We start from the raw sequence: 8,516 nt of genomic DNA on the forward strand, positions 1-8,516 counted from the left end.
GTCCTCGCGGTGCCCGCGCCGAACGGCGGCTGGCTGGTCGCGCGGCGCGACTGGGCGCCGTTCACCGTCACCGAGCACGCCCGCGCGGAGGCGTTCCTGCGCGCGGCGGCCGTCGAGCCCGTCCGGCCGCGCTGGGACATCGTGCTGCTCTCCGGCGACGAGCTCGTCGCCCAGCCCGCCACGGGCGACGAGGTGGGTGCCGTCGAGGACCTGCTCTGCGCCTGCCTCGCCGCGCTGGGACCGGGGGAGAGCCACGCCGTCGGCTGGACGGACCGCGAGCTGCGCGACCTCCTCGTCACCCCCCGGGGCCCGGCCCTCCTCGTGCGGGACGAGGCCGGCGCGCTCGTCGGGCTCGGCGCGGTGCTGGAGGGGCCGGCACCGGGCGGCGACGGGGAGCTGGTCCTGCTGGTGCACCCGGACCACCGCGGCCTGCGGCTCGGCCGGTGGCTGCGCAGACGGCTCACCGCGCGCGGCGCTGTGACCGCATCCTAGGGTTGGGGGCGTGCCGCTCCCGAAGAACTGGTCGCAGTGGAAGGACACGGTCGAGGTCGGCCGTTACGACGCGCGGTGGGAGGCCCTTGCCGCCGCCGGCAGGAACGTGCACGGCGAGGCCGATCTCGTCGCCGCGTACTCCCCGGGCTCGGTGCTCGACGGCGGCTGCGGCACCGGGCGCGTCGGGATCGAGCTCGCCCGCCGCGGGATCGCGGTGGTCGGCGTCGACCCCGACCCGGACATGATCGCCTCCGCCACGGCGAGGGCCCCGGAGCTGCGCTGGATCCGGTGCGGGCTGGAGGACCTGGACATCCCCGACCGGTTCGACGTCGTGGTGCTGGCCGGCAACGTGATCCCCTACGCGCGGGAGCGCGCGGGGGTCGTCGCCGGCAGCGCCCGGCACCTCGCGCCGGGTGGCCGGCTGATCGCCGGGTTCAGCCTGCAGGTGGGCTGGCCCGGCCTCGACGAGTACGACGGCTGGTGCGCCGCCGCCGGGCTCGCGGCCGAGGACCGCTTCGCGACCTGGGACCGCGAGCCCTACACCGGCGGCGGCTACGCGGTCTCGGTGAGCCGGAAGCCTGCGTAGCCCTTGGCGGCGACGTCGTCGCAGGTGTCCCGGTAGGGCCCGAGCCCGCCGACGTAGGGCAGGAAGACCCGCGGCTTGCCGGGCACGTTCGCGCCCAGGTACCAGGAGTTGCCGCGCATGATCATGGACTTCGTGCCGGCCTCGGCCACGTGCGCCGTCCAGCGCTCCTGCGCCGTCTCCTCGGGCTCGATGGTCCGCCCGTCCAGCGCCGCGAGGCAGTCGGTGATCCAGTCCACGTGCTGCTCGATCGCCACCATCATGTTGCAGAGCACGGACGGGCTGCCCGGCCCGGTGATCGTGAACAGGTTCGGGAACCCGGCCACGCCCAGGCCGAGGTAGGTGTGTGGCCCGTCCGCCCAGGCGTCGGCCAGGCGGACCCCGTCCCGGCCCCGGATGTCGACCGCGAGCAGCGCGCCCGTCATCGCGTCGAACCCGGTGGCGAGCACCAGGTCGTCGACCTCGACGAGCTCCTCGGTGGTGCGCACCCCGTTCGGGACGATCTCGGTGAGCGGCGTCTTCTGCAGGTCGACGAGCCGGACGGTCGGCTTGTTGTAGGTCTGGAAGTAGCCGGTGTCCAGGCACGGCCGCTTGGCGCCGAACGGGTGGTTCGTGGGCCCGAGCGCCGCGGCGGTGTCCGGGTCGTGGACGACCTCGCGGATCTTCGACCGGATGAACTCGGCGGCGGTGTCGTTGGCGGCCAGGTCCAGCGCGATGTCGCCGTAGGTCTGGCGGAAGGCCGTGAGCCCGCCCTGGGCCCAGGCCCGCTCGTAGGCGGTCCGCCGGGTGTCCTCGTCCACCGACAGTGCGGAGACGGTCGACGGCGTGCCGAGCAGCCCGCCGAGCGTGTGCTTCGCCTCCTCCCGGAAGCGCCGGTAGTCCGCCTTGCGCGCCCGCTGCGCCTCCGGGTCCATGGGCGCGTTCCGCGCCGGGACGACGTAGTTCGGCGTGCGTTGGAAGACCGTGAGCTGCGCGGCCTGCTCGGCGATCACCGGGATGGACTGCACACCGGAGGAGCCCGTCCCGATCACCGCCACGCGGCGCCCGGTGAAGTCGACGCCCTCGTGGGGCCAGCTCGACGTGAGATAGGTCGGGCCGCCGAAGGTCTCGACCCCCGGCAGGTCGAGCTCCTTGGGCTTGGACAGGCAGCCGGTGGCGAACACGCAGTACGTGGCGGTGATCCGCTCGGCGGCGGAGCTCGCGGAGCCGACCGTCGACGCAGCGTCGGTCTCGACCTCCCAGTGGTCGTCGCGCCAGGTCGCGGCCGTGACCCGGGTGCCGAACGTGATGTCGCGCCCCAGGTCGAAGCGGTCGGCGACGTGCTCGGCGTAGCGCAGGATCTCCGGCTGGGCGGGGTAGCGCTCGGTCCAGTCCCACTCCTGCTCCAGCTCGGGGGAGAAGGAGTAGGAGTACTCGAGGCTCTCGACGTCGCAGCGCGCGCCGGGATACCGGTTCCAGTACCAGGTGCCGCCGACGCCGCTGCCGGCCTCGAACACCCGTGCGCGCAGGCCCAGCCCGCGCACCCGGTGCAGCTGGTACAGGCCGGCGAACCCGGCCCCCACGATGACGACGTCGGTGTCGACCATCAGCACTCCCTCGTGTCGGCGGTCACGTCAGCTTGCAGGATTCCGCCGGGAAATGCTGAGCGTTCGTTCAGTACGAATCGCCGAACGGTCGTTCAGGCCCGCGCGAGGATCTCGCCGTGGGGGAGGAGGAACCACCCGTCGTCGTTCGCGGCCCAGGCCCGCCAGCCCGCGGACATGTCCTCCAGATCGGCGCGGGTGGCGAGGCCGCGCTCGACCGCCTGCCCGGCGATCGACGACGACAGGATCCGCTCCGCCCACAGCCCGCCCCACCAGGCGCGGGTCTCCGGGGTGGCGTAGCACCACACCGAGGCGGACGGGGTGATCTCGGTGAACCCGGCGGCGCGGGCCCAGGAGAGCAGGCGGCGGCCGGCGTCGGGCTCGGCGCGGTTGCCGTGCGCGACGCCGCGGTAGAGGGCGAGCCAGGCGTCGAGACGGTCGTCGTGCGGGAACCAGGTGAAGGCCGCGTAGTCCGCGTCCCGGGCGGCGACGACCCCGCCGGGCCGGGCGACCCGCCGCATCTCGCGCAGCGCCGCGACCGGGTCGGAGAGGTGCTGCAGGACCTGGTGGGCGTGGACGACGTCGTAGGAGTCGTCCGGGTCGGCCAGCCCGTAGACGTCGTCGACGGCGAACTCGACGCCGTCGCCCGCCGCGCGCGCCTCGACGAGGGGTGCCTCGACGATGTCGATCCCGCGGACCCGGCCCGGCGCGACGCGCGCCGCCAGGTCGTGGGTGATGGTGCCGGGCCCGCAGCCGACGTCGAGCAGGTCGAGCCCCGGCCGGAGCAGCGGGGCGAGGTACGCGGCCGAGTTCTCGACGGTCCGGTTGCGGTGCGAGCGCAGGACGGAGTCGTGATGGCCGTGGGTGTAGGTGTCGCTCACTCAGCGGACCCTACGGATCCGGATCGGCCCGCGGGCGGTGTCCGGGTCGACGACCTCGCCCCTCTGCGTGATCTCCACCTTCCCGGCCGCCACGAGCCGGCGGGCGGCCGCGCGGGCCGGTTCCATCAGGTCGCGCCAGTCCGAGGGCGAGACCCGGCGGGCGGCGTCGGACGGGCAGGTGGTGCCGGAGCGGGAGGCGAGCAGCTCCTCGATCGCCGCCTCCAGCTCGGTGTCGACGCTCACGGACCCACCTCCTGCCGCATCGTGGATCCATACTGCGCCCGGAGCCGGTGCCGGAGCGCGTTGTGGATCCATACTGCGCCCGGAGCCGGTGCCGGAGCGCGTTGTGGATCCATACTGCGTCCGAGGCCGGGGATTCAGATCCGTACTGCGTTCAGGAGCGGGCGAGGACGGCCTGGTCGAGCGCGGTCCGCATGGCGTCGACCGGACCCGGGCGGCCCGTCATCAGCTCGACCTGCGCGACCGCCTGCTGCAGCAGCATGTCCAGCCCGCTCGCGACCCGGCAGCCCGCCGCGGCCGCGCCCGCACCGAGGGCGGTGGGCCAGGGCGCGTAGATCACGTCGAGGACGACGGTGGCGGGGTTCCAGCGCAGCCCGCCGAGGTCGTCGGCCGCGCCCGCGGGCAGGGTCGAGACGACGACGTCGGCCCCGGTCAGCAGGTCCGACGCGGCCGCGAGGTCCGCGTCCGCACGGGTCAGCAGCGCCCGGATCTCGGGATGGACCTCGAGGCGCTCGGCGGCGTCCGCCAGCTCGCCGGTCCGGCCGGCGTTGCGCACGAGGACGACCGGATCCTTCGTGCCCAGCTCGCGCAGCGCCGCGAGCGCGGCCTGGGCAGTGCCGCCCGCACCGAGCACCACGGCCCGGTCGACCGCCCGGACGCCCGCCGCCTGCAGGGCCCGGACGATCCCGGCCACGTCGGTGTTGTCGGCCAGCCGCCCCTCCGGCCCGAGGACCAGCGTGTTCGCCGCGCCCGTGGCGGCGGCGAGCGGGCTGACCCGGTCGGCGACCTCCAGGGCGACCCGCTTGAGCGGCATGGTGAGCGAGAGCCCGGCCCAGCTCCCGTCGAGCCCGTCGACGAATTCCGGCAGCCCGGCCTCGTCGACCTCGTGTGCGGTGTAGCACCAGCCGGCCAGCCCGAGCGCGTCGTAGGCCGCGCGGTGCAGCACCGGGGACAGCGAGTGGCGGATGGGGGAGCCGAGCACCGCGGCCCGTCGTTCGCCGGTCACCGGGCCAGTATGGTCCAGCGCCTCCTCGGCGCCGGAACGCCGGTGTCGCCCCACGCCGTGTACCTCATCGTGATGAAACGGCTGCGCTGTTGTTCATGGTCCAGGTGCGGGCGGCGATGTGCCGGGTGTCCGAGATCGCCGCCGGAGAGGACCCCGATGACCGCCACCCACCCCGAGCGCCCGACCGCCGATCCGGCCGGGGTGCTGCCCGACGACGTCGTCCGGGGTGAGGTGGCCGAGGACCCGACGATCGCGATCCCGGTGGTGCCGCGGCAGTACGTGCCGGTCCCGCCGCCCCACCCGCGGCCGGTCGCGGACCCGTACGGCCCGCCCGCCGGGCTCGGGCCCGTGGCGCCGCCCCCGGGCTACGGCGCGCTGCCCTACGGCGCGCCGATGTTCGGGACACCCGTGGCGGCCGGCGTCCCCGCACGCTCCCGCAAGGGCGTGTTCTTCGGCGGGATCGCGGCGGGAGTGGCGGCCCTCGGGCTGGTCATCGGGGTGGCGACGGCCCTGTCGGCGGCCTCGGCGATGGAGGTCACCGGCACCTTCCGGCTCACCGACGCCGGCTACGGCTTCGGCGGCTACCGCTCCGGCTCGTTCACGACCGGGTCCGTGTGCTCGGGCAGCGGTGGCTACTCCGACATCCACGCCGGCACCGGCGTGATGATCGCGAACGCCTCCGGCGCCGTGATCGCCACCGGCGCGCTGTCCACCGGGCGCGCGAGCAGCTCGACCACCTGCGACTTCGCCTTCACGGTGCCGGACGTGCCGGCCGGCGAGGACTTCTACCAGGTCACCGTCTCGCACCGCGGCACGCTCACCTGCACCGCCGACGAGCTCCGCTCCGGCCTCGGCCTCTCGCTCGGCGACTGACCGCCCCTGCCAGACTCCCGCCCATGGCCGGGACGCTGCTGGTGCTGGGTGGGCGGAGCGAGATCGGGGTCGCGGTGGCGCGGCGACTGGCGGGGCGCGAGGCGTCGACCGTCGTGCTCGCCGCCCGCCGCAGCGGTGACCTCGACGCCGAGGAGAAGGCGATCCGGGAGCAGGGGGCGGCGGTCGAGCGCGTCGAGTTCGACGCCGACGCCCTCGCCACCCACCGCCCGCTGCTCGACGACGTGGTGGCCCGGCACGGCGGCATCGACCTCGCGGTCGTCGCGTTCGGCCTGCTCGGCGACCAGGCGCGCGCGGAGGCCGAGCCCGCGCACGCCGTGCAGATCGTGCACACCGACTACGTCGCGCACGTGCAGGTCCTCACCGAGCTCGCGCAGGTCATGCGGGCGCACGGGAGCGGCACGATCGTCGTGTTCTCGTCCGTGGCGGGGGCCCGGGTGCGCCGCGCCAACTACGTCTACGGCAGCGCCAAGGCCGGGCTCGACGGGTTCGCCTCCGGCCTGGCCGACGCCCTGCACGGCTCGGGAGTCCGCCTCGTCCTGGTGCGGCCGGGCTTCGTGCTCGGACGGATGACCGAGGGGATGCGGCCGGCGCCCTTCTCCAGCACCCCCGACCAGGTCGCCGAGGCCACGGTCGCCGCGCTGCGTGCCGGGCGCGACGAGGTGTGGGTGCCGCGGGTCCTGCAGCCGGTCTTCGCCCTGCTCCGCCACGCGCCCCGCGCGCTCTGGCGCCGCATGCCCCGTTGAACCTTCACCGACAGTCGACAGATCGGTGACGGGAAACCACGTCCCCCTTCCCCTTCCGTGACCCCGGTCATAGGGTCGGGTGCGCATCTCCCCATGTGACGACGGTGTCCCAGGAGGAACACGAAGTGCAGACCCGCGGAGCAGTGATTCGGCAGGCGCCCGGCAAGTACGAGGTGGTCGATCTCGAACTCGACGACCCGCAGAACGGCGAGATCCAGGTCCAGATGGTCGCGTCCGGCATGTGCCACTCGGACGACCACATCGCCACCGGGGACATCCCGGTCGGCTGCTACCCGTTCGCGGGCGGCCACGAGGGCGCGGGCATCGTGACGAAGGTCGGCCCGGGCACGCGGGGCTACAAGGAGGGCGACCACGTCGTCTTCTCGTTCCTGCCCGGCTGCGGCCGCTGTCGCTGGTGCGCCACCGGCCGGCAGAACCTGTGCGACCTCGGCTCGACCCTGCTGCAGGGGTCGCGCTGGGACGACCCGGAGAGCTTCCGGCTGCACCTCGACGGCCAGCCGGTCGGCCAGATGTGCGGCATCTCGACCTTCTGCGAGACCACCACGGTCGCGATCGACTCCGCCGTCGTGGTGCCGGACGACATCCCGCTCGACAAGGCCTGCCTGGTCGGCTGCGGCGTCGGCACCGGGTGGGGCTCGGCGGTGAACTCCGCGGAGGTCCAGCCCGGCGACACCGTGATCGTCATGGGCATCGGCGGCATCGGCATCAACGCCGTGCAGGGCGCCCGGCACGCCGGCGCGTCGAACATCATCGCCGTGGACCCGGTGGCGTTCAAGCGCGAGAAGGCGCAGGAGCTGGGTGCCACGCACGCGGTCGACTCGATGGACGAGGCCACCGAGCTCGCCAAGCAGTTCACCAACGGCCAGGGCGCCGACTCGGCGATCGTGACCGTGGGCGTGACCAAGCCCGAGCACGTCGGGCAGGCCTTCGCCGCGATCCGCAAGGCCGGCACCGCGGTCGTCACCGGCCTGGGCGACATCTCCGAGGTCGGCGTGCCGATCGCGATCTCCGAGCTCACCCTGTTCCAGAAGCGCCTGCAGGGCTCGCTGTTCGGCGCCTCGGCGCCGAGCTTCGGCATCCTGCGCCAGCTGGAGATGTACCAGCAGGGGCACCTCAAGCTCGACGAGCTGGTCACCAAGACCTACTCGCTCGACGAGATCCAGCAGGGCTACCAGGACATGCACGACGGCAAGAACATCCGCGGCGTGATCCTCTACTAGCCGCTGCGGGCCTCCAGCCGTTCCCGCACCTCCCCGGGCAGCAGCTCGCGCAGCTGCTCGGGGAGGAGGGGGAGGTCCAGCAGGCTCAGCTTGACCCGGCTGCGCTGGGCGTGGACGTCCGGATCCAGCCGGACGACGCGCCCCGCCGCGGCCTGGACGGCGATCTCCACCCGGTCGCCGGCCCCCACCTCGCCCTGGCCGATCCCGTCGGCCTCCAGGGCGAGCGCCCCGCACCGCGGGTTGAGCTCCAGCCGCAGGGTGTCCGATTCGGACAGCACCAGCGGCCGGGAGATCCCCGACATCGGCGCCGAGGGCGTGACCACGATCCCGCCCACCGAGGGCGACACCAACGGCCCGCCCGCCGCGTAGCTGTACGCCGACGAGCCCGCCGCCGTGGCCACGACCAGCGCGTCGCACCGGTAGTAGCCGTAGCGCAGGCCGCTCACGGCCAGGGTGGCGTCGACCGTGCCGCGCCCGGGGTGCCGGGCCAGCGCCAGGTCGTTGAACGCCACGGACCGCCGCTCGCCGGCGGTGATCCGCAGGGCGCTGTGCGGCTCCTCCACGAAGTCCCCGGCGAGCAGGCGCGCCAGCGCGGAATCCAGCTCCGACGGGTGGACCTCGACGAGGAAGCCCAGGTTGCCGAGGTGCACGCCGAGCACCGGGACGGGCCGGTCGGCCACGAGCCGCAGGGCGCCGAGCATGGTGCCGTCGCCGCCCAGGCTGACCACGCCGTCGGCCTCCGCCGCGAGGTCGTCCGCACCGACCGGGACCGCCCCGGGCACCCGGCGTGCGTCGACGGCGCGCACCAGTACCTCGACGCCGTGGGCGTTGGCGAGGCCGACGACGCGTTCGG

9 protein-coding genes are annotated in these 8,516 nt (G+C 74.3%); 4 read left to right on the forward strand and 5 right to left on the reverse strand.

Features of this window, described 5'->3' with window-relative positions; all coding sequences use genetic code 11:
* Nucleotides 1-502 precede the first annotated feature (502 nt).
* A complete protein-coding gene (locus LWC33_RS20915) occupies nt 503-1,078 on the forward strand; it encodes a class I SAM-dependent methyltransferase (RefSeq protein WP_233306112.1) in 576 nt (191 codons plus the stop codon).
* Here LWC33_RS20915 and LWC33_RS20920 read toward each other — a convergent pair.
* The 4 genes from LWC33_RS20920 to LWC33_RS20935 form a co-directional block, all read right to left on the reverse strand.
* Nucleotides 1,045-2,661: a flavin-containing monooxygenase gene (locus LWC33_RS20920; protein ID WP_233306113.1), complete on the reverse strand. Its 1,617-nt coding sequence runs from the start codon at nt 2,659-2,661 to the stop codon at nt 1,045-1,047. The genes LWC33_RS20915 and LWC33_RS20920 overlap by 34 nt on opposite strands.
* Nucleotides 2,662-2,753: 92 nt before the next feature.
* Complete coding sequence (locus tag LWC33_RS20925; protein WP_233306114.1) at nt 2,754-3,539, reverse strand: methyltransferase domain-containing protein; 786 nt, start codon at nt 3,537-3,539, stop codon at nt 2,754-2,756.
* Nucleotides 3,540-3,782 carry a DUF3253 domain-containing protein gene (locus tag LWC33_RS20930; RefSeq protein ID WP_233306115.1) on the reverse strand — a complete coding sequence of 81 codons (243 nt, stop codon included), beginning with the start codon at nt 3,780-3,782 and terminating at the stop codon, nt 3,540-3,542.
* Between the two features lie 151 nt (nt 3,783-3,933).
* Nucleotides 3,934-4,785 carry a shikimate dehydrogenase gene (locus LWC33_RS20935; protein ID WP_233306116.1) on the reverse strand — a complete coding sequence of 284 codons (852 nt, stop codon included), beginning with the start codon at nt 4,783-4,785 and terminating at the stop codon, nt 3,934-3,936.
* A 156-nt stretch (nt 4,786-4,941) separates the two neighbouring features.
* On the opposite strand from LWC33_RS20935, the gene LWC33_RS20940 reads away from it, so the two are divergent.
* From LWC33_RS20940 to LWC33_RS20950, 3 genes are all read left to right on the forward strand, one after another.
* Entirely contained in the window at nt 4,942-5,658 is a 717-nt protein-coding gene (locus LWC33_RS20940) for a hypothetical protein (protein ID WP_233306117.1), read from the forward strand.
* Nucleotides 5,659-5,681: 23 nt separating this feature from the next.
* Nucleotides 5,682-6,422 carry a decaprenylphospho-beta-D-erythro-pentofuranosid-2-ulose 2-reductase gene (gene dprE2 / locus LWC33_RS20945; RefSeq protein WP_233306118.1) on the forward strand — a complete coding sequence of 247 codons (741 nt, stop codon included), beginning with the start codon at nt 5,682-5,684 and terminating at the stop codon, nt 6,420-6,422.
* Between the two features lie 125 nt (nt 6,423-6,547).
* Nucleotides 6,548-7,663, forward strand: coding sequence for an NDMA-dependent alcohol dehydrogenase (locus LWC33_RS20950; protein WP_233306119.1), 1,116 nt, complete (start codon nt 6,548-6,550; stop codon nt 7,661-7,663).
* Here the strand turns inward: LWC33_RS20950 and LWC33_RS20955 are convergent.
* Nucleotides 7,660-8,516: NAD(+)/NADH kinase (locus tag LWC33_RS20955; RefSeq protein ID WP_233306120.1), on the reverse strand; the 857-nt coding region annotated here is incomplete at its 5' end. The genes LWC33_RS20950 and LWC33_RS20955 overlap by 4 nt on opposite strands.

Origin of the sequence: Pseudonocardia terrae, assembly GCF_021343995.1 — a bacterium.
Taxonomy (GTDB): Bacteria; Actinomycetota; Actinomycetes; order Mycobacteriales; family Pseudonocardiaceae; genus Pseudonocardia; species Pseudonocardia terrae.